Genomic DNA, 24,088 nt, shown 5'->3' with positions numbered 1-24,088 from the left:
CCCCGAACCGCCGCGCCCCCCGGACGAGGCGGCGCAGAGCCAGGCGCAGGCGCCCGCCGCCAGCCAGCCCGAGCCCACCCAGCGCCGCGAGACCTGGACCGGCCGGCCGCCGGGCATGCTGGAAGAAGACACCGCCCCCGACGACGAAGGCCTGGCGCGCAACAACACCGCCACCCGCGGCAACCGGCACGACCTCGACAATGCCGGCCCCAGCCTGGAAGTGGGCGGCTACCTGGTCTATTACGACCTGCGCAGCGAGACCCTGCTGCGCACCTGGATGGAGCAGGGCATGAAGGAATTCTTCATCCTGCTGCCCGGCACGCGCTACCGCATGGCCTGCCCGCTGGAGATCGCGATGAAGCGCGGCTCCGGCAAGTGCCGCGCGCTGGCCCCGGACTCCCCGGAACTGAAGGACATCGGCGATTCGCGCGAAGTCATCACCATGCTGCAGGTGTACCGGCAGGGCGAACTGGTGTGGCGCGGCCCGGGGCCGTACCGGTAGTTGCGCCTGTCGCGACGGAAGCCGCGCCCACAGGCGCATGGCCAGGCAGCCTGGCCGGGCAGCGCCTGCTCATCGCAGGCACATCGGTCGCGGCAGAGGAACGGGCGATGGAAGAACGGCGCCTTGTCGGGATGCTCGCGCCAGGCGCCGCCACACATCAGGCGCACATAGGTCGAACGCGGGTATCCGCCCGCAATCCTGTAGGAGCGGCTTCAGCCGCGACGGGCTTTACCGGTAAGTCCCGTCGCGGCTGAAGCCGCTCCTACAAGGGCACCACGAAGGGCAACCACCTCGACGCGGATGCGTCAGGGCACGTCGCACGACCAGACCGACGAGGCGATCCACAGCGCGGCGCGGGTCAGGTGGTTGTGGACTTCCTGGATGGGAATGCCCTGTTGCGCCGTGCATTTGGCCACCGCATCGGCGCGGGCGCTTTCCAACGCCGCGCCGGCGTCGTGGCTCTGGCCGCTGCCGCTGACGTACACCGTGGCGGCCATGGCCGGGCCCGCCGACAACAGCAGCGCAGCGGCTACGGCAATGAAGCGTCTGTGTTTCATCTTCCCTCTCCCAAGACGATGGATGAGCGTCCATTGCGCGCGCGCCGCGGCGGGCGGGCCATGAAAGCCAGGTAAAAAATCCGTAAACGCGCGGCCGCCGAGTCCGGGGCTGTGCACTCCATTCCATCGCGCAAGCGGATGCCTGGAACGCCATGACGTACAGCGCTGCGGGCCTGTGCACGCACGTAGAACCACCCGCATTGCACAGCGCACCTCCGGCACATCGAACCGCACCACCGTAACGCCGGGTTTGCATTCACCCTGCGCGATGTTGCTAGAGTCCGGCTGCGTCCCTGGCAGCGGACCGCACGTGCAGCGGCGGCCCGCAACGTTCTGGAGTAATTCGTCCATGAGGAGTTGTCACGTGCCCCGGAAGTCCGCTCTCGCATTGCTCGTCCTGTCCGCCGCGGCCCTGCCGGCGCTGGCCCAATCCGATCGGCAAGTGGCCGACGACATGATCACCCGCGCGGCTAATGTCTGCCCCGGCCACAGCACCGAACGCACCGCCCCCACCGTGAAGGCGGTGCCCGTGGGCGCGTTGCGCGTCATGCTCGATCGCGGCCTGGTCATGTGCCCCGACCGCCGCCTGGACGCCGACGCGCCGGCCGTGTTCTACGGCCGGCTCGGCGTGTTCGCCTGGAATCCCGAAGTGGCCGCCAGTGCGGCAGTGATCGTCAAGCAGATCGACAGCATGACCCGCAAGGACGAGTACCCGGTGGAGACACTGGTATGGGACGCCAAGGGCACCGCGCTCAAGCAGCGCACCGTGCCGATGTTCGAGCCCAAGCCGGGCGCGGCGGTGCGGTACCAGGTGCGGTAAGCCGCGCGGCGCTTCTCTCGGGAAGCGCCGACGCCACGCGCCCTAGCGCGGTTCTTTCAGCCGGCGTCCATGCCGGCGCCGGTTCCCGCCGGTGCCGCTTCCGTTGGCGCGCCCTGGCGCACCGCCGCGACCTGCCAGCGCCACAGCGCATGGACCAGCAACGGCACCGCCCAGCTGCCCCACAGCAGCACCGCGATCATGCCCGGCGAAGGCGCCACGCCGGCCCCCACAGCAGCGTACAGTGCGATGCGGAATACCACCGGCGCCAGGGTCACCAAGTACGCCCGCACCATCCAGCGCTGATGCAGGGCCACCTGCCCGCGGCGGATGGCCACCAGCCCCACGGACGCCACCACCAGCCACGCCGCTTCCGTCGCCGCGAAGGCGACGCGGATCGCCATCGGTGCAGGCGACGTGGCGATCAACGCGGCGGCCGCAAGCATCGCCACCAGCATCCCGGCGAAATAGCCGCGCCCCACCCAGCGATGCACCCACGCCTGCCGGCGCCAGCGCTGCGTGGCGAACTGCAGCGTGCCCAGCACGATGCCGACGGCGCCTCCGCCCAGGTGGCACCAGAGCCAGCCGCGGCGGCTCAGGAACATGGCGTAGGCCGGCGAATCCAGCGCGGCGTATTTCAGGTACACGTGACGGACGAACTCGGCCGCGAACGCAGCCAGCGCCAGCCAGAGCAGCGCCCACACCACGCGCGCAGCAGGCGTGCTGCGCGGCACCTCGGCAACGTCGCGAATCGGGTCAGCCCTCACGCCGCACTCCCTCGGCCAGCCTCTGGGCAGCAACGCTAGCATGGACGCGCGGCCGAAACGGGCGCGCGGATGGTGAAGGAGAAACGCATGCGCAGGGAACAACGGGCGCCGATTTCTCCATCCCTCCTTCGAACCGTGCATCGGCGTTGCAGCCGATGGCGGGCAACCGCGTCAGTCAACGCTGGCCACACGCACGAGCTGGCGCTGGCGCGGCAACAGCCGTAGCCGAGCTTTCACCGCTGCGGTGGGCGAGCCATGGGACGTGTCCTTTTTTGTAGACAACCCGCGTCCAACGTCGTGGTGGTGATTGGCTTGTGGCAGCCTAAGTGGCAGGAAGGAAGGCGGCGAACGGACGATGCCCCGAATGTGGATTGTGGTCGGCGATCCGACCAGCAGCGGTGGCCGGGTGGTCACTGGCTCGCCCTATACAGATATCGAAGGAGCCCCGGTAGCTCGGGTGGGCGACAAAGCGGTCTGCCCTCTGCACAAGGGCGCGTTTCCGATTGTGGATGGCGACCCTACGATCACCATCGACGGCCAAGCGGTCGCGCTCGATGGCGCCAAGCTCGCATGCGGCTGCAGCGTCACCACCCAGCGGCAATCCCGCGCATTCGTGGACCAGGGCGGCGGCGCGGCCGCGGAAGCGCCTCTGCCGGCGGCCACGCCGATGCTCGCGCCGCTGCTGGGCGAAAAGCCTCCGGTCTGCCTGGAATGCTTGCTTGCCGGCGCAGCCAGCGGCGCCCCGCTTCTGGGGCGCGAATGAGCACTTGGTATCAGTTCGCACTGATCGACTGCGCCGCCGACCCGGACAGGATGGCCACGCTGCAGTACCACGCCGCGAGCGACGGGCTGCAGCATCGATCGCTCTTCGATCGTCAGCCAGAAGCCAAGCATGCCGCGGCCGCACCCTGGCTGCTGGCACTGCCGCACGGCGCGGTCAGGCCGACGCTGGATCCATGGCTGATGCAGTTGGGACGAAGCAATGCGGGGCTGACGCGCTTGGCGTCGGAGGCGCCCTTCGAGGCCCTGTTCGACCATCTGGAGGCGCAGCTGGACATCGCGCTGCCGGACGGCAGCCTCGCGCTGATGCGGTTCTTCGACCCGCGCGCCTGGCTGCGGTACGCCGGCGTGCTCACCGTCGACCAGCAGTTGCAGGTGCTCGGCCCGGTGCTTGAATGGCAGATCACGCTGCAGGGCCAGACATGGACCCTGGTACGCACGGACCTGCAGCGCCTGAAGGAGGATGCCGATCGTGCTACAGCTGACGCCTGAGCAGTACGCAAAGCTGTGCCTGCCCGATCCGGGTGCCTTCCTGCCGCGCCTGGCCGCCGAGGTGCGCCGCGACTATCCAAAGCAGGTGGCCACGCACGATGACGCGGCACTGCTCGCCCAGGTGCGGCGCAGCTACGACCATGCCGTCCATGTGCTGCACATTACCCACCTGGCCACGCTGGTCCGATGGGTGAAAGCCGACGTCGCCTGGGCGCCGGATCTGCGGAGCCAGGCGATCACCCAGAAGTGGTTCGCCGAAACGGACAACCCCAACGTGACGGCTGCCGACTTGCTGAGCATGCTGTCTTCCGACCTTGGAGAATGAGGAAATCCAATGGGCGCCGTAATCGTGTACTACCCGCCGCCGCCGCCGGTACGGCCGGCATGGGATCCGACTCAGTCGGACCCCTACGGCGGCCCTACCGTCGGCCAAGTCTGGAACAAAGCGAAAGAGGCCGTCGGCGTCGGCGCGGACGCAAAAGCCGAGCCGCGCGTGCAGGCAGAAGAAACAGATTGCTCGCAGACGAGCAATCAGAACCAATGCAATCAATGCAAGCTGGCACGTGGGGGCATCGCTCCAACCAACTACACCATCAAGCTCAACCAATACGCCAATTTTGACTATCAGTTGCAGATTGCCAACATGGGCGCAGCACCGGAGCGCTTTAGCTACACCTATGGTGGATCCACAATGGACCGTGCCCGATTGCGCCTACTTGGAGGCAAGAATCAGATTACGTTATCGGAGTGGAATTACTTGGGGGTAGGGTTCGACGGCTTCTGGCGGGGCCAGTGCATGGTGGTCGAAGCCAAAGCTGAATACGGCCACTTCTTTACAGAAGACGCCGAGCCGCGCTGGCCATTCGTGCGCAAGAAGATCATTACCGGCTGGGTTGATCAGAAGAACCGCCAACGCCGGAAAGTGCTGGAAGCTGGCGCACCGGCTAAACTCCAATGGCATTTCAAGTATGAAAACTGCTACCTCGCAGCCGCCCGGGCTTTCCGCGCGGACTCAATTTTGTGCCGACACACGCCATGACGAATACCATGATCCGGGCGACAATCGACGCGACCATCGCGGAAGAATCACTCGACGCAGAGGCCGGATACGAGCGCTTGGTCGCGCTGACCTCGGCACTAGCCGTGGTGCATCCGTCCCTCGGTGGCTGGTACTCGCTCGCCAATACCAAGAACGGCCCGACGGTTCCGCTGCAGAATAAGGTCGCATTCTTGGCTGACGCTACCGCATCCAGCAGCGATGCTGAAGAGCCTGAAGGCGGATTTCGTGCCACGTTGAGCACTGCCCCAGACGATAAGACGTGGCTTGCACCTGGGCGAGCATTGCTGACCTTCGAGCCCAGCCAAGGCTATATCACGTTTGAAATCTACGAACCCGTCCGTGCCCACGGCGAGGCTGCTACCGCTGAGCTCTTTCGAAGGGCTCTGGCAGCGATAGCGCAGATCGAGAACCTGATGTTCGGCGCAACCGACGTCAATGCGCGCCGGCAGTCTGGCAAGGGCTTGGAAATGTACATGGGCGATCACCAACTGTTTCCCCACCGGCGCTGGCTAGGCTGGATGGGATTCGTCCCTCACCCGATTGAGTCACGGCATATCCCGGAGGCGGCCGCTTTGATACCGGTCGGCCGCAAGGGAACCGTCATCGTTGCTGTGGACGAGTGCTTCGATCTGCACAACCCCGCTCACCTGAAGCGCGCCCATGAAGTCGAGGCCCGCATGGCGCACCTTGGACTGCTCGAAGTTACCGATGCTTCCCTACTCGGCTAGTCCTTCGTCGTAAGAAGCGAAGCCCCGATGACGGAGTTCGCCTGTTCAAGCCAGCGTTCCTCCCCGCAGGTGCGCCAAGATGGACCGAGCACGCCTCAAGCTGCTCGGCGGGATGAACGAAATTACCGTGACCGAATGGCTTCACGGCGATATCCGCTTCGACGGTTTTTGGCGCCCGTCGTGTACGGCGGTGGAAGCAAAAGCGAATTACCAACAGTTCCTAACGGCCGAGGGCCGCCCCCAACCCTGGCTGCGAAAGCCCACGATATTCGAGAAGTGGCTCATGCAGGCCTCGGCGCAGTCCGTCCACATCAACGGGTTGGGTTCGCCTGCCAAGTTGGAGTGGCATTTCTTGCAACGTCCCTGCTACCGTGCCGCCCAAGGCATATTCGGCCCATATCGAAGCGTCTGCCGGTACACGCCATGAACAACATGATTTCAGCCTTCCTCGACGTTTCGATCCCCGCCGAAGCACTAGGCATTGAGGAAGGATACGAGCGGCTGATCCGGCTTTCCGAGCAACTTTCCGTCGTACACCCTGCGCTAGCGAACTGGGTGGAGATGATGCGCGAGGAAGATGCCACACCGATGCCGCTGTCCAATCGCACCGGCTATCTGGATCGAGTCCGCCGCAATGTCGAGCAGGACCGTCGCGACTACCCGGGAATACCGAACGCCGGTGCAATCAAAAGCCACCTGACAACAGCGCAGAGCGAGGGCGAATGGCTCAAAGAGGGCCGCGCGTCGATCGACTTCTGGCCGGGACATGGCCGCATGACCCTTGAAATCTACCACCCTATCGAAGCCTTCGGCGCACAGGAGACGCTCCGCATCGCGAAGCAGTGCGTCGCGGCTATTGGACGGTCGCAGCCCGCAGTCTTCATCGCGACGGACGCTCATTCCCGATTGCCCAACGGCGAACAAGGCTTCGATATGTACATGGACGAGCATCAGCTATATCCGCACCGCCGTTGGCTAGGATGGATGGGTTTCGTTCCGCACCAGGTCGAAGCCAGGCATATCCCGGAAGCAGCCGAACTGATTCCAGTGGGAAAAAAGGGAACGGTGATCGTCGCGGTCGATGAGTGTTTCGACCTACGTAACCCCGCCCACCTAAAGCGTGCGCATGAGGTGGAAGCCAGGATGGCGCACCTTGGACTGCTCGAAGTCACCGACGTCTCACTGCTGGGTTAGCCATCGCATCAGTCGGCACATCCGCCACGCACCGTGAGCCAAATGAGCGACATGATCAGCGCATTCATCGACGCATCGATACCAGCGGGCACGCCCGATGTTGGAGCTGCCTACGATCAACTGGCCGCGCTGGCTGCGCAGCTCGCCCTGGTGCATCCCGCTCTCGCCGGATGGGTCGAGCACCCACGTGCGGAGGACACAGGCCCGATGCCATTCTCAGACAGGGCCGGATTCATCGAGCGTGTCAGCCGCTACGCTGCGCAGGACCAAGCTGAGTACCCGCAGATGCGCAACGGGGGTGCGATTGAGGCCAACTTAACGACGGCGGTGGTGGAAAGCGACTGGCTGAAGCCAGGGAGAGCGTCGATCAACTACGATCCGGCGCTCGGGCGCGTGACACTGAAGATCTACGAACCCACCAAGGCGTTCGCCGCCGACGACACGCCACGCATCGTCCGGCAGTGCGTCGCGGCGCTGGGTGCGGCACTGCCGGCGACATTCATCGCCACCGACGCGCACGCGCGTATGCCGAACGGCGAGGAGGGCTTCGAGACCTATGCGTTCGATCATCAGCTGTTCCCGCATCGCCGCTGGCTCGGGTGGATGGGCTTCGTCCCGCACCTCGTCGAACCGCACCACATCCCAGAAGCGGCCGCACTGATTCCGGTCGGCCGCAAGGGAACTGTCATCGTCGCTGTGGATGAGTGCTTCGATCTACATAACCCCGCCCACCTGAAGCGCGCACATGAAGTCGAGGCGCGCATGGCGCATCTCGGCCTGCTTGAGGTCACCGATACTTCCCTGCTCGGCTAGCCTGCCGTAGAAAGCGACGCCGCCGTGGCGGCCGCCGCCTCAGTCCGCGTCGGCCAGGCGCACCACCAGTTCGCCGGCGCGCACCTCGATGCGTAGCGTGCGGCCGATGGCGAAGCCCAGCTGTTCCAGCCAGCGCCCGCGCAGGCGTAGCGCGGGCACCAGCTGGTCGCTGGCGGGGTAATAGCCGTAGCTCACCTTGCACTGCCGCGGCGTACGCGGGCGCCGCGGGGCACGCGGCGCGCGGGCCAGATCCGCGGCATCGGCGGCGGCGATCTGCTCGGGCGTCAGCATGGGCGTGAGCGTCGGCTCGACGATGGTCCAGTCGCGGAACGGCGTGGGCGGGCGCGGCGCGCGCTTGCGCGCGGCGGCGGCGGTGCGCGAGGGCGGCCTAGGCATGGCGCGGCCCTCCTTGCGCCGCCGCATCGGGGCCGTCGCCGCAGAGCCGCTGCTCGTGGATCTCGTCGACGATGCCGCGCACTGCACGGGCGGCGTGGAAGATGCTCTCGCCCAGGATCGGCACGCTCTTGCCGTCCAGCGGCGCGCCGCTGCACACCGCCACCATGTCGCTCTGGGCGGTGATGGTGCGCAACAGCGCGTGGAACCGGTCCATCTGCTCGAGGGTGACGCCGAAGGTGAAGCGTTCCTCCTGCGTGTCCAAGGGGCCCGCGGGCGCGACGCGCGGCCGGGCGAAAGTGGTGTTGGCTTGCGAAGTCGTCATGGCATCCGTCCTCGACGTGGGCGGACGGGTTGTCCGCAAATCCACAATATCCCTTTTTCGGATATTTGAAAAGGGGATATAGCTTTGCTGCGGGCCTCCGAGCTTGCAGACATGCCGACCAAATCGATCCACAAGAAGGAGTACGCGATTCTGCTGCGACAGCTGCGCGAACTTCGCCTCGCTGCCGGGCTGACGCAGGTTGGTCTGAGCAACGCTCTGGGCCGCCCACAGTCTTACGTGAGCGACGTCGAACGAGGCGAGCGCCGGATGGATCTTCTTCAGTTGCGGGACTTCTGCAATGCCTGCGGATCTACGCTCACAGAGTTCGTCGCTGAGTTTGAGCGGGAACTAAAGTAGCCAGCGGCGTTGCTTGATCGCCTAGCCATCCGCATCCAATACGCGAATGCGTCAGGAATGGATGGCTCTATAGATGGCTAGGGAAATTCGCTTGCTGACCGGCCGATTCACGACAGGCGATCCGACCCGCTTGTCCGCCTGTCTAGAATGTCCAACCTTGAAGTGCCATGAAGCCTTCAAGATTCGTGGACGGAACACCGAAGTGCTCGCAGATGTTCGGCATCTTGGCCGAGTTTTGCTTATAGATTTCTTCGGTAACAACAGTGCCATTGCGAGCCTTTGCTGCAGCAATGACAAATGGGTCGGCAACCGGAGTTCCCTTTAAGCGCTGTTGTTCCCCAATGATGCTTTGGAAGTGAGCGATCGACAGAATTGATGCAACAATTTGAAGCTCTTGTCCGGTTGGCGTAGTGAAGATATGTCCGTTAGCTTTTATCCATGCATCTACGTGTGGATCAGGGCTTCCATTCTGCAGTTCTCTTTTTACCTCCCTGGTTGATATCAGCGTCCCGGCCTTGACCATACCGTCAAGCCCAGACCACAAGGTTGCAAAAACACCTGGGAAGTAATGCTTGAGCTTGCTAAACGAGCCAGTGTCAAAAACATAGATCATTGCGTTTTCCTTCGCAGAAGCAGCTCCTCAAGACCAGGCACCTGTGATGGTTTCACTCCAAGGAAGTCGGCGGCCTTCTCTTGACTAAGCTGGCCGCGGAGATGCCTGGCGAAAACCTCTTTTAGCAATTTTTCACTCAGATAAGCGCCCTTTGATGCATACCAACTACCGCCGCCGGGGCCTTCCTTCTTCTGCTTCGTCCATTCCGAAGCCTTGGATTCATAAAAGTTTTTGCTTGCTCTCCCCCTGTCTAGGAAGCGACGAAGAATGGCTTCCCGACTCACTCCAAAGGCGCGTGCGAGATTGGCAAAAAAACTGTCCGGGAGATCATCAACAGATTCCGGCGCATCCCGGGTACGCTGTTGAAATAGCTCACTGGGAATCAAGACTTCAGCAGCAACGGCATTGCAAAAAATCTCGATCGCCTGCTCTCGTTTAGACAAACCATCGATATAGGAGACGTCAAACTTCGAAATACCATTCATGTCGAATAGTACATGAGCAAGCTCGTGCAGCAGCGAAAAAATTTGGCGAGTTTTGGTGGTGCTGTTGTTGATATAGACCAACGGAAACTCACCATCGCGCAAGCAGAATCCAGAAATACTGGCCTGCTTAAAGGCATCTTTGAATACAAAAACCCCCCTTTTTTCGATAGCTTCCCGCCAAGCTTTTAAAGCATCATCATCTTTTATCCAAGTTGCTTGCACCGCAGCATCAATGCCGAGCACCTTGCGAATTTGCTGAGCCTTAAATGGGAGATCATCTCCAATGCTGAGCTTTACTTCTTGCCATATCTTGAGCTGAGCCGGATTAACACCTTCGTACAGCTCCACCAATCCCAGCTGGTAGGCCCGAGCTTTGCGCAGATGGATGTAAGTGTCTCTATCGAGGGATGCAAGATCCTCCTCAGGAAGAGTCCGGAATTCCTGCCGTAGCGAGGCTTCCTTTGGGGGTGACGGAAGGAAAAAGACTGCAAGGGGGCGTTTGTAGAGGTCATATGCCAAGGACTCAAGCTGGGCGTAGGTAGGGGCGGTATCACCTCTCTCCCAGGCCTCGATCTCGGCGGCCTGCCGCTTCAAGCGTGCCGCAACGTCGTCCACAGACATGCCGATGGACTCTCGCGCCCAACGCATCACCGCTGGCTGAATGCCCACCACAGTCTCCTTAGTCATCTCTTTGCTCCATGGACACAGTATCGCTGGAGAAGGATGCGCTTGCCCAGTCCCACGGTTGCGACTATCTGGACTGATCTATCGGAGCACGAGAGCCTTTGGTCCCCAGCATCCGCCAACACGGGAGGATGGTACCTGCGATAGCCAGTGCCAAACGTTAAGACCTCTGAATTTAGGGTTTGACAATCAATGACTTATTGAGGATCAATTTACGAAATACGCATGGTGCGTTTTCGTGGTTACCATCACTGAATGAGGATCGCAGGCCATTGCGTGAACTAAGTATTGCAATGGTGCCTGGATCTGGCGACGGCTCGTTCTTCCTGCCGGGCACCACGGCCACCGTTGCATGCCTTGACCGCAAAGGGTGCTATTGGCGGTCGCTAGCTGGGGGCCGAATGTTCCGTGCGCGACCAGAGAAACTGCTAGCCGACATTCGCGTCTCCTTCATTAACAGCGCGCGTGGCCACGACTCCTTGCACGCTATGGTCGAGGCCAAAACCCAACGTTTTCGTTTCAACGGCACTAGTCGCCCATCAGCCACGCCAAACCCACCAGGACCATGGAATAGGTGAACGTAACCCGTTACCCCGGTGGCAGCAACCAACTGCCGGCGATTTACGTGCAGGAGGAAGCGACGAATTCCGAAATCCGTTAGATCAGTTCAGACAAGCGCGATGCAGTAGGGCGCGCAGGAAGCGCAGCTGAGGCATAGATACCGTGCTAAGCCGCCCATGCTCGTGCAAATAACGCCATTTCAAGAAGTTGTCCTTAATTACCGAAAGCAGCGCTTTGATGTCCGTGTTACCTGAGTAGTCAACCTCGAGCTGGGCGTCCTTCACACGGTCTTCGAGGGCAATTTTGGCACCGGGAGGGAGGCGCTCATATATCTTGAGAAGGTCGTGCCCCCTCTGGTCGCAGCCATGTCTCAAAGATAGAGCCTTAAGATAAAGTTCGATGCAGAACGCGGAGTTGACGATGTAGGGGACAGACAGCGGCCTCCTTTCCTTCCCACGCTCATTCTGGTCATAGTTCATGATCAGCCCACAAGCGTCGCGAAAGTCCATCGCCTGCTGTCGTATGCGCATCCACTGCGGTAGATCCGGTGCTTCGTAACCAAGCTCTTTGATCCTTGCTATCGCAAGCTGCAGGTCAGTTTCCGTGTCGCCGGTGGCCTCAAACCAGCCAACGTGCTTCCCGTTGACCATTAGCGCACGACGACCAGCCTTGTCGTAGTCCATGAGTAGCCTCTTGGTTCGGATTTTCGCATCCCGTGCACCCGCACGAGTTCACGCCCCTCACTTGGTCAGATCACTCTACCAGTCATGCCATTCCTAACTTGATCAATCCTTGTGCCCAGCTATGCGGGAGATCCCACGGCAATCATGAGATTGTCGCCGCCGGTATGAGGCTCTCGCCTGCTTTGCGCTTGCTCGGAGGAACAAATGAGGTCAGGCCAGGTTCACTTCCTACTGCCTGATGCGTAGAAGCCCGATAGCATAGAAGCTGACGTGCACGGTCGCTGGGACCTACGACGAAAGCGACTATCAGGAAAACTGACACCTCGCTGTGCGTTGTGGGGCATCAGGGCGCGTTCGAAACGAAGGTGGATGCCGGCCTTCGAGTCAGCATCGCCATGCCGTAACGGTGCCGCGCGTGCTGCGGCCCTGGCGCCCGCTTCCGGCCACCAGTGGGCGTGGGTCGATGCCTGAGTTGGGCCGCGCCTCGAATGGGCAGGACGCTGCCGAGCGGTCCAGGCATATCGCGCCTTGCCCGATGAAGACTTGGCAGGCGAACGGCTAGCCGACATCCGCGTTCACATCCGGCAACAGCAAGCCCTTGGCCACGACGCCTTACGCGCCATGGTTTAGGCCCTAGGCCAAGACCTGTCGCTTCGCCGGCATTAGACCCCGCTCATCGGCCATGCAAACTGACAGGGCCACCGATGAGTAACTGACCCCGTTACTCTGACTCCGTTACTCCGGGTAGCTGCTGACTGTCTGCCGGACCACGAAACCGTAGCCGTTGATCTCCATTGCGGGCTCGCTTCACCCGTGATACAAGACCTTCCTGAGCGCTTGTCTCAGACCCAGACAACAAGCAGCAAGCGGAGCAATAACGTCGATGGAGGGGGTCCCTGAACTGTCTGTCGGCGTTATCTCCCTGCTGGTCTTTTTGCTCCCTGGATTTGTCTCTGCCTGGGTATTTTACGGGCTCACGTCCCACCCGAGGCCGGAGAAGTTCGAGCGAGTAGTGGAGGCCCTGATCTTTACGTTCGTGGTCCAGGCGCTAGTGCCTGTCCTCAAATGGGTCTTGCTCTGGCTAGGCGAGTGCTACCCACTACTTCCTTGGGGTAAGGACGCAAGATTAGTCTCTTCGCTGGTCATCGCGTTAGCTATTGGAACGAGCGTGACCATCTGCGCCAACAAAGACATTCCTCACAAGTGGCTCAGAAGATGGGGAAATCTGACTCTACGCACTTCGTATCCCTCGGAGTGGTTCTGTGCGTTCTCCGCCCTGAAGAAGCCTATAGTCCTGAACTTCAAGGATGGGCGGCGTCTGCAAGGCTGGCCGAAAGAGTGGCCGGTGGACCCAATGGCTGGGCAGTTTCTGCTTGAGGATCCCGCTTGGATTGTCGATGACGCTTACCTGGAGCTGCCCCAAATTGACAGCCTGCTCATCCCTGTCGATCAAATCGAGTTTGTCGAATTCATGAAGGAAGGAGAAACTGATGTCCAACGCCAGTCGCAATAAACCAGGTGGAACCGGACCTACGCACCTGAACGAATCCAAAGGATCCAACCCGCATAACCCTGCGCGCACCCAGGCAACGTCCACACGTCCAGCTCCGTCACCCAGTCCTCCGAAGCCAAAGAAGTAATCGCGCCACGATATTCCATCACCTGGTGCGCCGAATGATCGCTTTCACGTCGGGTAACGGGCACTGCTACAACAACTAACGTTGTAAGAAGCATAGTTTGGCGCCGACCAAAGGTTGCTTTGGTGCAGAAGCAGGTCTTCTCCCGTGATAGAAATGCGTACCGGCTGGACGCAGCCCGCTATCGACCACAAAGGGATATCGACCAATGCCTGAATCGAGCCCATCCGCGAAACGAGTTCGGCTTGAGCCGTTCACGGCCACCGCTTCTTCCGTCGGATCTCAGCATCGGTCCCACGGAAATGCACGAAGAACTCGCTGAACAATGGAGCTTGCGGCGAAGGTGGGCGAGGGGGGCCATAGAATGCCAAGCAGCCAAGCTCATCCAGCGCTTGCAGGAGCGGCGTGAGCAGCCGGAAAACTCGCGCCATTGCATACGGGACGGCGAGTTGGTGCTTGACCGGAGTACTGAACACCTCCGGCAGGCTAAGCAGCTTACCTGACATGCCGTGTTGGATCGCACGTACATTGTTAGCGAGCAGGTCGTGGGTCAACTGTGCTTCTTGGAGCTTCTGCCTGGCCTTCTCACTCGGCACATCAGTAGCCAGAACGGATTCCAAGATTGCGTCCCACGTTGCCAGCGGATCCGTATAGGTGCTCGGTGCCGTTTGCAACGAATCAAGATTGTAGTAGCGCGACCATCTAGCGAATTCGGACAGAAATGCAAGGATCTTCTCCTCAGTCGATCCAATGACCGGATTGCGAACTGCCGACAGACCGATTCTTTGCGCAGCAGCGACGCAAGAGGAGTAGAGCGTTACTAGGTCGTGCCCGTATGCCTTAAGTTGAGCCTTGCTTGGGGGGGCATAGCCATTCTGAAGCATGTGGTCAACGACTACGATTAGCTTCATAACCCTTTCAAATCCAATAGAGGTGTTGAAGAAGCCTGGATAGAATGCTCCCTTATCCGGAAATGTTGCATTTCGTAAAGATGTTAGCCCCGCGGAAAGGCTGCCCCGTGCTAGATACGCTTCTTGCTGTAAAAGGATAAACGTCGGACTGAATGTCATACGAGTACCTAATAGTCGGACCCGGGGCCCGGTTATACGACGGATTCACAGTGCATCGTATGGTGAACTCCCTTGCTACGGCTCGATCTTAGAGCCGCTGGGTCTGGCTAACAAGTCGACGCATAGCCGGACCCGGCGACCTTACTTTTAGTCGCACCAGGACTGCTAAAGTAGGTTCACTTCCTACTGCTCATGCAGAAAAGTCCAATGGCCAAGGAAAGCACTGAAACCGGCGTCAAAGTGCACTTCCCCGGCCACAGCGCCTGGCGGCGTGGGCGTCGGCGCCAGCCCACCACCTGGGTTGCCCGATTGACGGCTAGCCAGAGCGCGCCACAGAATCCGAGTACGCCCCCGCGATGGGGCCTCTTCGTCGTTGGGCCTCATGCAGCATGCTCCCGCCGGGTACGACTGCCCGTTCTGCGGGATTGCGGCCACGCTGCCCTCGCCTGCCCCGGAATCGGCCGTTGTCCTGATGGATGCCAACGTGTTTGCCTTGGTGCCGACCCACCACTACGCCGGCATCCAAGGCAACTGCCTGGTGATCCCGCGTGGCCACTACGAGAACGTGCTGGACATGCCGGACGACCTGGGCCGCGAGGTCTTCCGCGCCACGCGGCGCCTGGCGCACGCCATGCTGGCGGCCTTCGGCTGCGAAGGCATCTCCACGCGCCAACACAACGGGCCGGCCGGCGATCAGGATGTGTGGCACTACCATCTGCACGTGTTCCCGCGCTACGCGAACGATGGGCTGTATGGAGGGCAGAAAGTGCGCTACGCCACCGAGCAGCGGATTGCGCTGGCCGCCCGTCTCCGGGCTGCGTTGCCGTAACGTGGCTTCTAGGACTGTCTGCATCCAGCACCAGCGCGCCCTTGGCCACGACGCCTTACGCGCCATGGCCGAGGCCAAGGTCCGCCCTTCGTTGGCATCAGGTCCGCGCATCGGCACGCAAACCCCACGGCCACTGAAAAATGTACCTGACCCCGTTACTCGTTAGACTTGCCTCGTTTTGAACACGGCCGTTTTGGCCTTTGGCTGTCCCCCCTGCAGCGCAACCGGAGTGATGTGGAATGACCATGAGTCAATGGACGACGCAGTTGCGTGGCGCTCGCGTCAAACGCTTGGCCCCTCTGCTTATTGGCGTCCTCGCCGCGCCAGCGGCGCATGCGCTCGACGCGGCGCAATGGCAAGCCGTCGCGCCCGCGCTCCAGGCCGCGCTGGAGTGCCGGGCAACGCCCGATGCCGCCAGTGCGGCGTGGAAGGCGCTGCCCCGCGACGAACAAGGTGGCATCGGGCCGATCACACCGCCCGCCCCTTTTGCGGTGTTCGGATTGCCGGTGCAAGCGGTGTCCATCTTCATCGATCCGAGCGGCGAACTTGGGCAGAGCTACACCGCCGATCTCGGCGCCAGCGCCGCGGCGGCGCGCACGTCGGCAAAGCTCGGCGCAAACGCCGGACGCACCACGAAGATGGGCGAACTCACCCTCTCCGAAGACAGCCCCCCGAAGCTGACGTGCACCGTGGCCGGGACCTACGACGAAAGCGACTATCAGGAAAACTGACGCCTCGCGGCATCATAGCGCGCCAAAACGGTGCATAAAAGCCCAATGGCATAAGAAGACACTGCGTAATTGATGTAGCAACCGTTATCGGGCCACCCGCCGGATAGCGGCAACGTCACACGCTTCGATATTCCTGACATCCCGCAGCACGTCGTGCAGTAGGCAGAAGCCGTTTGCCGTACTTTCTGGATGACGACACAGACTCGTGAACCAACTGGGCGAGCAGCAGAGACTACGCTCTGCGCTGCAAAGCCTTATCCACCTGCTGAACGAACTGCCTCATAGGGAGAATGGCTTCCCTAAGTTCTGCATCAAGTAGTGACATTGGGCGCACGACAGGCACGTTCTGATCGATGTAGTCAGCTAAGGCGTCGGCGTAATCGCGGTCGGCACCTACGAGATCTGGCGAATTGCTGATCCTCAGACGCTTTCGAAATATTTGGTTGAGGCGTATGACGGCCTTGGTTCCACCGGCTCTGAGCTTTTCAACGAATTCCTCTGGCGGAGGCGCTGATATGAAGAGCGGCTTGCTGTCGGCCTCTGGTATCGGTCCCTCTCCGCTGAACAGGGCGGACAACGCCTCCTCTCTCCCTCTAGTATCGATCCACTGCCGTACGGCCTCAGCCAGCTCGTCGCACTTTTCTATGACACGCTTCTCGTTTTCGTCGTAGCGGCTTGGCCAGATCTCGTAGTCGTCGCAGTCCACTATTTGGGGAACGGCAAGAAGTCCGCCCAGCCTATCTAGCACCTCAGTGGTCCAATCATCTGGAAGTTCGGTGAAGACACCTTTAGTGCTGAGAAAGTAGAGGCTGCGATAGATATTTAAAACCCGAGAAAGCCTAGGAACTGTGTCGCCATGAAGTTCGGCTCGTGCTTGATCGATCGCCCCTTGTATCTCCTCGTCAGAGCTGCTGGCATATCGGTTGATGATTTCTAGCGGGTCGTAGTAGTGCTCAGCTGGCAGTAGACCGAACTGTGCCGCTAAGGCTCTGTAGTCAACTTCATCAAGGCCATGCATATGGTTTATGAAGGCTCGCGACGCTGGCCAGTTGTGAACGGCCTGCGTCAGCTCGAGCTGCGCCAGAAGTTCGGCGAGCTTAGATATCTCATCATCTGCTTCATGCCCCTTCTGCTTCGCCACGTCATGCATGGCAAGGGCCATGCCAATTTGGTCGCTTGAAAAGACTTTTTCAGCTAGGCGGCGACTGCTCGCATCCCGGGCCAGCGCGACCGTCCAGAACAACATCGCGCTTGGTAGTGCACTCGCAAATAAACCGTCGAGCGCATCTTCCGGGAGCCTCTTGGCAAGCGACTCAAGCTCGGTGAGGAAAAGCCGAACCGAGCGCAAGTTGCTTACCCTGGCTTGCTCAATGAGGATGAGCAGCTGGGCAAGCCCCTCAAGAAGTACTTGGCGCACGCGCGGAATCGTAAATCCTTGAATTTCATTCTCACAGAACTCGCGAAGGTCAGGTGCTAAATAGACCGACTTGCCGACAATTCGCTCTTTATACTTTCCGTAGTCAGGAAAACGTTCACCAGCGCGCTCCTCATCGGCAATCAACACACAGTAGACCCCGCTACCATCGATAAGATTGACGATGAATCCGAAGATGACATTGAACGGCCCTGCGAACCGCTCAATGTCATCGATACATACCACCGTCCTGTCACGCGTTAAATCGGCCTTCCAGGTGATGTCATCCGGCTCGATCTTGGCGACACGGAGCAGTGCCTTGCCAAGAACCGAACCCATTTCCGCTACTGCCCCGGGTACCTTCAAATTAATTGACGCTTGCAGCAAAGCACGCTCGAGATCCTCTGATGTTTCAAGGCCTGCTGCCGAGATCGTGAGTGGTGTTCGATTGGCGACAGTGGAGGCGTAGCGGCTCCATCTATATGACTTGCCAACCCCCCAGGCACCTGAAATCAGAATGGCATAGCCCGGCTGAGGTTTCTGCAAATAGGTATCGAGCTGCTGCATGGAGCATTCCATTCGATCTTCGTTTAGAGATACTAGATTGGCTAGCCTGGCGCCGCTACTGCTCGCGAAATGCGTCTTCCCAGCGCTGGAACGCTGGCCGGTATGACGACGCCCATTCCTTACCGCCGAGTTCCACCGCCCCCTTTCTTCCGGGTTGCCCGCTACCGCGCGCTTCGGTCCACATACGGCCGCGACTGCAAAATCACTACCTCGTCGCCGACCACGGCCCACTCGATGTCCTGGTCCGCGCCGCCCAGCGCCTGCTTGGTGGAGGCGCCCACCCTGGCCAGCCGCGCGACGAGCGCGTCGGTGAGCACCTGGCGCGAGCCGGTGATGGGCACTTCGCGCACGCCGCCGGCGGCGCTGGCCACCAGCTGGGTGTCTTCGGCCGACCGGCTCAGCACCTGCACCGCCTTGGACCAGCTCGAGTACATCACCTGTTCGGCCTGGCGCTTGCCCTCCACCACGCGGATGCCCAGCCCGCGCTTGGCCGAAATGTAGGTGATGTGGCGGCGGGCGGCGTCGAACGGGTCGCGGGTGATCATCACGCCCGAACTGTCCGAGGGCGCGGCCAGCTGCACCAGCACCGCCATGGCCACCGCGTCCTGCTGCAGCCCGGCCGCCGTGCGCGCCTCGTAGGCCTCGAAGTTGTAGACCGACGCCCACACCGTCTGCACGGCCTTGGCCAGGGCATCGGCGCGGACCACGTTGGGCACGGTGGTGTACAGGCCGGCGCCGCTGAAGCCGGGCAGATCCTCGGAGTTGGACGAGCTGCGCACGAACACCGCACCGCCCTGCAATTGCTTGCGCCATTGGGCGTCCAGCGCGCGAACGAAGGCGGGATCGGGCGCGGCGTTGGCGATCTCGGCGCGCAGCGCCGCCAGCGCGTCGCGGCGCAGGTTCGCATCGGTGCCGAAGCCTGGGCGACGCTGCAGTTCCCGCAGACGCTGCGGAACCTGCAGCCGTTGCATCGTCGCCTGGTAGTGCGAGAACGGGATGCAGAAGCCGTCCGGCACGCGCGCGGCCGGCGGCAGCGCCGCCTTCAGCGTGCCCAGGTTGGCCGCCTTCACCCCGCAGTGGCCGCTGTCGCGCGCGCGCAGCGCCGCCAGGGGCTTGAGCGCCACCACCGTCAGGTCCGGGCGTGGCAGGTGGTGGCGCGCCACCGGCTGGGCCGCGGTGGCCGCTGGCGTCCTGGCCGGGCGCGCCAGCGGCGTCACCCGGTAGTCGTTGTGGGTGACCTCCAGCGCCACCCAGCGTCCGTCGTACGCGCGCAAGGCTTGCTGGGCATCGCGCACGTAGACGTTGGGAATGCCCCAGCCCTTGGCCAGCAGGTTGACGTGGGACAGCAGGGTGGACGGGCGCTGCGTCACCAGCCCGGCGACCGGCGCCAGGGCGATGGGCACCTTGTCCAGGACCGGGATGTCGCGCGGCGACAGCGTGCGCAGCTGCTCCTCCGAGCGCACGATGCGCAGCCGCCCTTCGGCGCGGCCGGTGTTCAACGGCAGGAACCGCTGCTCGCGCAGCAGCGCCTCCTGGCTGACGTAGGCCAGCCCCATGGCGCTGGCCAGCTGCTCGTGCTGGGTGGAGTTGGTCTTGAAGCGGATGGGGTCGCGGAACGAGGCGCGCAGCGCTTCGTCGGTCTGCCGCAGCAGGGGCGCGGTGAGCTGGTCGCCCTCCCAGAACTCGTAGGTGTAGCCGGGCAGGTCGCGCTGCCAGCTCAACGTGCCGAACAGGAATCGCCGCTGCGGGTCGCGGTACTGCGCGTTGAGCGTGGCCTTGTCCATGGCGCGCACCAGCCGCTGGCGCTTCACGAACTGCTCGTGCAGCGCATGGCGGGGGGTGTTGACGTAGTAGACGCGCGCAGCATCTTGCCGGTCGATCACGAAGATCAGGTGCGGCATTTCCAGCGCGGTGCCGGCGTTGTAGACGCGGGCGAGTTGCATGAACTGCGCGCGGCTGTCGATGCGCGACAGATAGTCCGGCCCCTCCGCCGGCGGTGCCGGGGCGGCGTCGCTGTCCCGGCGGTATTCGTAGGGCGAGGGCTTGCGTGCGGTCTGCGCCAGCGCGGACGCGGCACACCCCACCAGCAGCGCGAGCATGGCCGCCCACTGGAACGGTTGGCGCCAGGCAAGGTGCGTACGGGCTCGGTCCATGATGCCGGTGCGGGAAGTTGGGAGCGTGGATCATAAGCCAGCCCCGGCGGCTTGGATGCCGCGATGCGCTGCCGGACGTGCGGCATGGCCGCCGGAAGCATCGGGCTTTGGACGGTCGCGCTCGCGGGTGAAGGCGGCGGCCTCGAGGAATCGCCCACCGCCCCGCTGTACGGATAGCGACCTCTGGCTCCTGGCGATGTCGGCTTTTTGGCAGGAAGCGCGCATCAAGCCCGCTCCCTGGCCTGCGGAAAAGCTCAGCTCCTATGCAGGAGGATCATCTTTTCCTGCGTCATGTCGCGCATGGTGTAGGGGATGCCGCCGGTGCCGTATCCGGATTCCCTGCGGCCGGCGAAGGGCATCCAGTCGGTCCGGAAGGCGGTGGGGTCGTTGATCATCACCGCCGACGCGTCGAGGCGGTTGGCCGCGCGCATGGCGACATCGATGTCCTGGGCGAAGATGCTGGCCTGGAACGCGGTGGGCAGCGCGTTGGCGCGCGCGATCGCGTCGTCGAGCTCGCCATAGCGATAGACAGCGACCACCGGGCCGAACACCTCCTGCGTGGACATGCGTGCGTTGGCGGCCGGATCGAGCAGCACCGTCGGTTGCAGTGTCGTCTCCGACAGGCGTGTGCCGCCGGTGGCGAGCGTGGCGCCGCCCTTGACCGCCTCCTCGATCCACTCCGCGACCCGGTCGGCCTCGCGTGGCAGGATCAGCGGGCCGACCTCGGTGTCCTTGCGTGCGGGATCGCCGGTACGCAACCGTTCGACGCGCGCGACGAGCCTGTGGGTGAAGTCGTCGGCGATGTCGTTGTGGACGTAGATGCGCTGCGTCGATACGCAGACCTGGCCCGCGTGGTAGTACCCGCCCTTCACGATCGGCTCGATGATCTTGTCCAGATCGGCGCTGCGGTCCACGATGGCCGGCGCGACGCCGCCATGCTCCAGCGCCGAGCGCGCCCCATGCGCCAGCTTGGCGTGCAGCGACCAGCCGACCCGGGCCGAGCCGATGAAGCTCAGGAACGCGACGCGCCTGTCGGTCGCCAGGCGCTCGGCCAGCTCGTTGCCTTCCGGCACGAAGCTCTGGCACCAGGGCTCGGGCAGGCCGGCCTCATGGACCAGCGCAACGAACTCGAGGCAGGACAGCGGCGTGGTGCTGGCGGGCTTGACGATGACCGGGCAGCCGACGGCGATGGCCGGCGCGACCTGGTGGACGATCAGGTTCAGCGGGTGATTGAACGCCGAGATCGCCGCCACGATGCCGATGGGCTCTTTGGTGGTGAACGCCCAGCGGTTCTCCGCGGCGGCCGACAGGCCCATCGGGATTTCCCGGCCCGCGAAGTTGCGCAGTTCGTCGGCGGCGTTGTGGACGCCATCGATGGCGCGCGTGGTCTCGACGATGGCGTCGGGCAATGGCTTGCCGCCCTCGCGCGCGATCTGCATGGCGAGGTGGTCGCGTTTGCCCTCCATCAGCGCGGCCAGCCGGCGCAGGATGGCGATGCGCTGATGCGGCTTGAGCCAGCCGTCGCGATCCTTGAACACGCGTTCGGCGGCCTGCAGCTTGTGCTCCAGCGCCGCGGCATCGTCGAACCCGATCTGCGCGATGGGTGCGCGGTCGTAGGCCTGTACAACGGTCAACATCGTGGATGTCCTTGCTTGGGTGCTTGAAGGAAGCGTTGGCCGCCGTTCCCGACGCCGTCATGCGGCTCGTCGCGCAGGATCGGCGGCTTTGCGCGGTTCTCGCTTACGAGCATTCCACGTCGGGCGTCCGGTTGCGCAACTCGTCGACCAGCACGCGGGTGTTCTCGGAATAATCGATCGGCACGTCGACCAGATGGACCCCGCCGCCGGCGAAGGCGGCTTCGAGCGTGGGCACGAGCTCCTCGACCGCGGCCACCCGCGAGCCCTTCGCGCCATAGGCCTGGGCATAGCGCACGAAATCGGGATTGCCGAAGCGCATGCCGAAATCGGCGAAACCGTCGACCGCCTGCTTCCAGCGGATCATGCCGTACGCGCTGTCGTTGAGGATGACCACGACCAGGTTCAGCCCGAGCCGCACGGCCGTTTCCATCTCCTGCGAATTCATCATGAAGCCGCCGTCGCCGCAGACCGCCATGACCCGGCGTTGCGGGTGAAGCATCGCCGCCATCATCGCCGACGGCAGGCCGGCGCCCATGGTGGCCAGCGCATTGTCCAGCAGCAGCGTGTTGGCCACATGCGTGCGGTAGTTGCGCGCGAACCAGATCTTGTACATGCCGTTGTCGAGGCAGACGATGCCGTCCTCCGGCATGACCTGGCGCACGTCGTGGACGAGGCGCTGCGGCGTGACCGGGAAGCGGTCCTCCTCGGCGCGGTCGTTGAGGCGGGCGAGGATCTTCTGGCGCAGTGCGGCCATGCCTTCGTCGGCAGGCAGCCGGCCTTCGAGCCGCTCGGCGAGCGCTTCTACGGAGGCCCCGATATCGCCGATCACCTCGATGTCCGGGTGGTAGACCTGTTCGACCGTGGCGGACTGGTAACCGACATGGATGACGTTCGGCCCGCCGGCGTGCTTCATCAGGAAGGGCGGTTTCTCGACCGTGTCATGGCCGATGGCGACGATCACGTCGGCGCGCGCGACGGCCTCGTGGACATAGTCGCCCTCGGACAGCGCGGCGGTGCCCATGTAGAGGTTGGATCCGCCGGTGACCGCGCCCTTGCCCATCTGCGTGTTGAAGAACGGCAGCCGGGTACGCGCCACGAAGGCCGACAGCGCCTCGGCCAGCCAAGGCCGGCTTCCCGCCGCGCCTATCATCACCAACGGCCGCTTGGCGGCGAGGATCGCCTGCGCCGCCCGGTCGAGCGCGTCGGGGTGGGCCAGGGGGCGCTCGATCGGATGGACCGGAACGACGGGGACGTCCTCCACCTCCTCGGCCGCGACGTCCTCCGGCAGTTCGAGATGCACCGGACCCGGCCGCTCCTCCATGGCGACGCGGAACGCGTCCCTCACCATCGCGGGGATGGCCGCCGCGCTGACGATCTGGCGCGTCATCTTGGTCAGCGGCTTCATCGAAGCGACGATATCCACGATCTGGAAGCGGGCCTGCCTGGCGCTCATCACCGCTTTCTGGCCGGTGATGAGGATCATCGGCATGGCGCCGAGATGGGCGTAGGCCGCGCCCGTCGAGAAATTCAGGGCACCCGGGCCCAGCGTGGCGAGGCAGACGCCGGGCCTGCCCGTGAGCCTGCCGTGCGTGGCGGCCATGAAGGCGGCGGCTTGTTCATGGCGGGTCAGCACAAGTTCGATGCGCGAGGTCCGAAGCGACTCCAGAAAGTCGAGGTTCTCCTCGCCCGGGACGCCAAAAATACGGTCCACGCCCTCGTTCTCGAGCGCCTGGACCAACAAGTCAGAGCCCTTGCGCATTGTTCGGATCCTCATGGCGGAGCACTGGACAGGAATGGACAGCACTGGACGAACGTCGTTCGCGGCGAGTCTAGCAAGCGATGCGTTAACGACGCAGGGCTGGCTCTGCCGGGGAACGTGTCAACGTGTCAGCGATGGCCCCGGGTTCGTGCAGCAGCGCGGGAAGGGCTGGAGTGGCAGGAAGCGGACATTGGCTTCCTGCGCGGAGGGAGGCGGGAACCGAGCTTGGGAGGGCTGCCAAGCCCTTTCCGCGGGGTAGATAGAGGCGTGCCTTGGAAAGCGCCCGCTCTCCGCCAGACCTGCGGCTTCCCTCGTCGCGACTGAAGTCGCTCCCACAGGGGGCTTGCGGTGGGCCGGCCAGGTGCACTGTAGGAGCGGCTTCAGCCGCGACCGCATCTGCATTCCCACCGCTGCGCTGGTCGCGGTTGAAACCGCTCCTACAGGAGAGTCGAAACCGCTCCTGCAGGAGACTTGCGATTG

At 62.9% G+C, this 24,088-nt stretch carries 25 protein-coding genes and 1 pseudogene; 14 read left to right on the top strand and 12 right to left on the bottom strand.

The window, feature by feature from the left end; all coding sequences use genetic code 11:
* Positions 1-502: pseudogene (locus tag JR065_RS20930) on the top strand (type II toxin-antitoxin system RelE/ParE family toxin); the annotation flags it as partial.
* A gap of 305 nt (positions 503-807) precedes the next feature.
* On the opposite strand, the gene JR065_RS20925 reads toward JR065_RS20930, so the two are convergent.
* A complete protein-coding gene (locus JR065_RS20925; protein ID WP_206236424.1) occupies positions 808-1,059 on the bottom strand; it encodes a hypothetical protein in 252 nt (83 codons plus the stop codon).
* A 388-nt stretch (positions 1,060-1,447) separates the two neighbouring features.
* Here JR065_RS20925 and JR065_RS20920 point away from each other — a divergent pair, with 388 nt between their 5' ends.
* Complete coding sequence (locus JR065_RS20920) at positions 1,448-1,879, top strand: hypothetical protein (RefSeq protein ID WP_206236432.1); 432 nt, start codon at positions 1,448-1,450, stop codon at positions 1,877-1,879.
* A 56-nt stretch (positions 1,880-1,935) separates the two neighbouring features.
* Here the strand turns inward: JR065_RS20920 and JR065_RS20915 are convergent, their stop codons facing one another.
* Positions 1,936-2,643 (bottom strand): DUF2306 domain-containing protein, encoded by a 708-nt coding sequence (locus tag JR065_RS20915; RefSeq protein ID WP_343237313.1) that lies wholly within the window; start codon positions 2,641-2,643, stop codon positions 1,936-1,938.
* A gap of 364 nt (positions 2,644-3,007) precedes the next feature.
* Here JR065_RS20915 and JR065_RS20910 point away from each other — a divergent pair, with 364 nt between their 5' ends.
* From JR065_RS20910 to JR065_RS20875, 8 genes are all read left to right on the top strand, one after another.
* The gene (locus JR065_RS20910) at positions 3,008-3,406 is read left to right on the top strand and encodes a PAAR domain-containing protein (protein ID WP_206236423.1); all 399 of its coding nucleotides are present in this window, start codon (positions 3,008-3,010) and stop codon (positions 3,404-3,406) included.
* Positions 3,403-3,915, top strand: a complete 513-nt coding sequence (locus JR065_RS20905; protein WP_206236421.1) for a DUF4123 domain-containing protein — start codon at positions 3,403-3,405, stop codon at positions 3,913-3,915. Before JR065_RS20910 ends, JR065_RS20905 begins: the two co-directional genes overlap by 4 nt.
* Complete coding sequence (locus JR065_RS20900) at positions 3,896-4,240, top strand: hypothetical protein (protein WP_206236420.1); 345 nt, start codon at positions 3,896-3,898, stop codon at positions 4,238-4,240. Before JR065_RS20905 ends, JR065_RS20900 begins: the two co-directional genes overlap by 20 nt.
* Before the next feature lie 9 nt (positions 4,241-4,249).
* Entirely contained in the window at positions 4,250-4,954 is a 705-nt protein-coding gene (locus tag JR065_RS20895; protein WP_206236419.1) for a Tox-REase-5 domain-containing protein, read from the top strand.
* Complete coding sequence (locus JR065_RS20890) at positions 4,951-5,703, top strand: Imm52 family immunity protein (protein WP_206236418.1); 753 nt, start codon at positions 4,951-4,953, stop codon at positions 5,701-5,703. Before JR065_RS20895 ends, JR065_RS20890 begins: the two co-directional genes overlap by 4 nt.
* 79 nt (positions 5,704-5,782) lie before the next feature.
* Positions 5,783-6,130, top strand: coding sequence for a Tox-REase-5 domain-containing protein (locus JR065_RS20885; RefSeq protein ID WP_206236417.1), 348 nt, complete (start codon positions 5,783-5,785; stop codon positions 6,128-6,130).
* Positions 6,127-6,897 (top strand): Imm52 family immunity protein, encoded by a 771-nt coding sequence (locus tag JR065_RS20880; protein ID WP_206236416.1) that lies wholly within the window; start codon positions 6,127-6,129, stop codon positions 6,895-6,897. The genes JR065_RS20885 and JR065_RS20880 overlap by 4 nt, the downstream gene beginning before the upstream one ends.
* 42 nt (positions 6,898-6,939) lie before the next feature.
* Positions 6,940-7,710 (top strand): Imm52 family immunity protein, encoded by a 771-nt coding sequence (locus tag JR065_RS20875; protein ID WP_206236415.1) that lies wholly within the window; start codon positions 6,940-6,942, stop codon positions 7,708-7,710.
* Between the two features lie 39 nt (positions 7,711-7,749).
* Here the strand turns inward: JR065_RS20875 and JR065_RS20870 are convergent, their stop codons facing one another.
* Together JR065_RS20870 and JR065_RS20865 are read right to left on the bottom strand one after the other, a co-directional pair.
* The gene (locus JR065_RS20870) at positions 7,750-8,106 is read right to left on the bottom strand and encodes a SymE family type I addiction module toxin (protein WP_206236414.1); all 357 of its coding nucleotides are present in this window, start codon (positions 8,104-8,106) and stop codon (positions 7,750-7,752) included.
* Positions 8,099-8,428, bottom strand: coding sequence for a hypothetical protein (locus JR065_RS20865; RefSeq protein ID WP_206236413.1), 330 nt, complete (start codon positions 8,426-8,428; stop codon positions 8,099-8,101). The genes JR065_RS20870 and JR065_RS20865 overlap by 8 nt, the downstream gene beginning before the upstream one ends.
* A 111-nt stretch (positions 8,429-8,539) precedes the next feature.
* Here JR065_RS20865 and JR065_RS20860 point away from each other — a divergent pair, with 111 nt between their 5' ends.
* The gene (locus tag JR065_RS20860) at positions 8,540-8,785 is read left to right on the top strand and encodes a helix-turn-helix domain-containing protein (RefSeq protein WP_206236412.1); all 246 of its coding nucleotides are present in this window, start codon (positions 8,540-8,542) and stop codon (positions 8,783-8,785) included.
* 142 nt (positions 8,786-8,927) lie between these two features.
* Here the strand turns inward: JR065_RS20860 and JR065_RS20855 are convergent, their stop codons facing one another.
* The 3 genes from JR065_RS20855 to JR065_RS20845 form a co-directional block, all read right to left on the bottom strand.
* Positions 8,928-9,398, bottom strand: coding sequence for a PIN domain-containing protein (locus tag JR065_RS20855; RefSeq protein WP_241093825.1), 471 nt, complete (start codon positions 9,396-9,398; stop codon positions 8,928-8,930).
* A complete protein-coding gene (locus tag JR065_RS20850) occupies positions 9,395-10,570 on the bottom strand; it encodes an XRE family transcriptional regulator (RefSeq protein ID WP_206236411.1) in 1,176 nt (391 codons plus the stop codon). The genes JR065_RS20855 and JR065_RS20850 overlap by 4 nt, the downstream gene beginning before the upstream one ends.
* Positions 10,571-11,229: 659 nt before the next feature.
* Positions 11,230-11,811 carry a hypothetical protein gene (locus JR065_RS20845; protein ID WP_206236410.1) on the bottom strand — a complete coding sequence of 194 codons (582 nt, stop codon included), beginning with the start codon at positions 11,809-11,811 and terminating at the stop codon, positions 11,230-11,232.
* Positions 11,812-12,694: 883 nt separating this feature from the next.
* On the opposite strand from JR065_RS20845, the gene JR065_RS21640 reads away from it, so the two are divergent.
* Positions 12,695-13,324, top strand: a complete 630-nt coding sequence (locus JR065_RS21640) for a DUF6338 family protein (protein ID WP_241093824.1) — start codon at positions 12,695-12,697, stop codon at positions 13,322-13,324.
* 378 nt (positions 13,325-13,702) lie between these two features.
* On the opposite strand, the gene JR065_RS20835 is transcribed toward JR065_RS21640, so the two are convergent.
* Positions 13,703-14,518: a hypothetical protein gene (locus tag JR065_RS20835; protein ID WP_206236407.1), complete on the bottom strand. Its 816-nt coding sequence runs from the start codon at positions 14,516-14,518 to the stop codon at positions 13,703-13,705.
* A 382-nt stretch (positions 14,519-14,900) separates the two neighbouring features.
* Between JR065_RS20835 and JR065_RS20830 the strand changes: the two genes are divergently transcribed.
* Positions 14,901-15,347, top strand: a complete 447-nt coding sequence (locus tag JR065_RS20830) for an HIT family protein (protein WP_241093823.1) — start codon at positions 14,901-14,903, stop codon at positions 15,345-15,347.
* Positions 15,348-15,586: 239 nt separating this feature from the next.
* Positions 15,587-16,078, top strand: coding sequence for a hypothetical protein (locus tag JR065_RS20825; protein WP_206236406.1), 492 nt, complete (start codon positions 15,587-15,589; stop codon positions 16,076-16,078).
* Positions 16,079-16,310: 232 nt separating this feature from the next.
* Here the strand turns inward: JR065_RS20825 and JR065_RS20820 are convergent, their stop codons facing one another.
* The 4 genes from JR065_RS20820 to JR065_RS20805 all read right to left on the bottom strand — a co-directional run bounded on the left by JR065_RS20820 (position 16,311) and on the right by JR065_RS20805 (position 23,608).
* Positions 16,311-18,059, bottom strand: coding sequence for a P-loop NTPase fold protein (locus JR065_RS20820; protein ID WP_206236404.1), 1,749 nt, complete (start codon positions 18,057-18,059; stop codon positions 16,311-16,313).
* Between the two features lie 161 nt (positions 18,060-18,220).
* On the bottom strand, positions 18,221-20,212 hold the full coding sequence (locus tag JR065_RS21780; protein WP_277420180.1) for a PEP/pyruvate-binding domain-containing protein: 1,992 nt from the start codon (positions 20,210-20,212) through the stop codon (positions 18,221-18,223).
* 254 nt (positions 20,213-20,466) lie between these two features.
* Positions 20,467-21,849, bottom strand: a complete 1,383-nt coding sequence (locus JR065_RS20810) for an aldehyde dehydrogenase family protein (protein ID WP_206236403.1) — start codon at positions 21,847-21,849, stop codon at positions 20,467-20,469.
* Between the two features lie 103 nt (positions 21,850-21,952).
* Positions 21,953-23,608 carry an acetolactate synthase large subunit gene (locus JR065_RS20805; protein ID WP_206236402.1) on the bottom strand — a complete coding sequence of 552 codons (1,656 nt, stop codon included), beginning with the start codon at positions 23,606-23,608 and terminating at the stop codon, positions 21,953-21,955.
* Between the last annotated feature and the right edge of the window lie 480 nt (positions 23,609-24,088).

This window comes from Xanthomonas sp., assembly GCF_017163755.1.
Lineage (GTDB): Bacteria > Pseudomonadota > Gammaproteobacteria > Xanthomonadales > Xanthomonadaceae > Xanthomonas_A.
The sequence above is the reverse complement of the archived record's forward strand: the minus strand, read 5'-3'. Positions and strand labels throughout refer to the sequence as shown.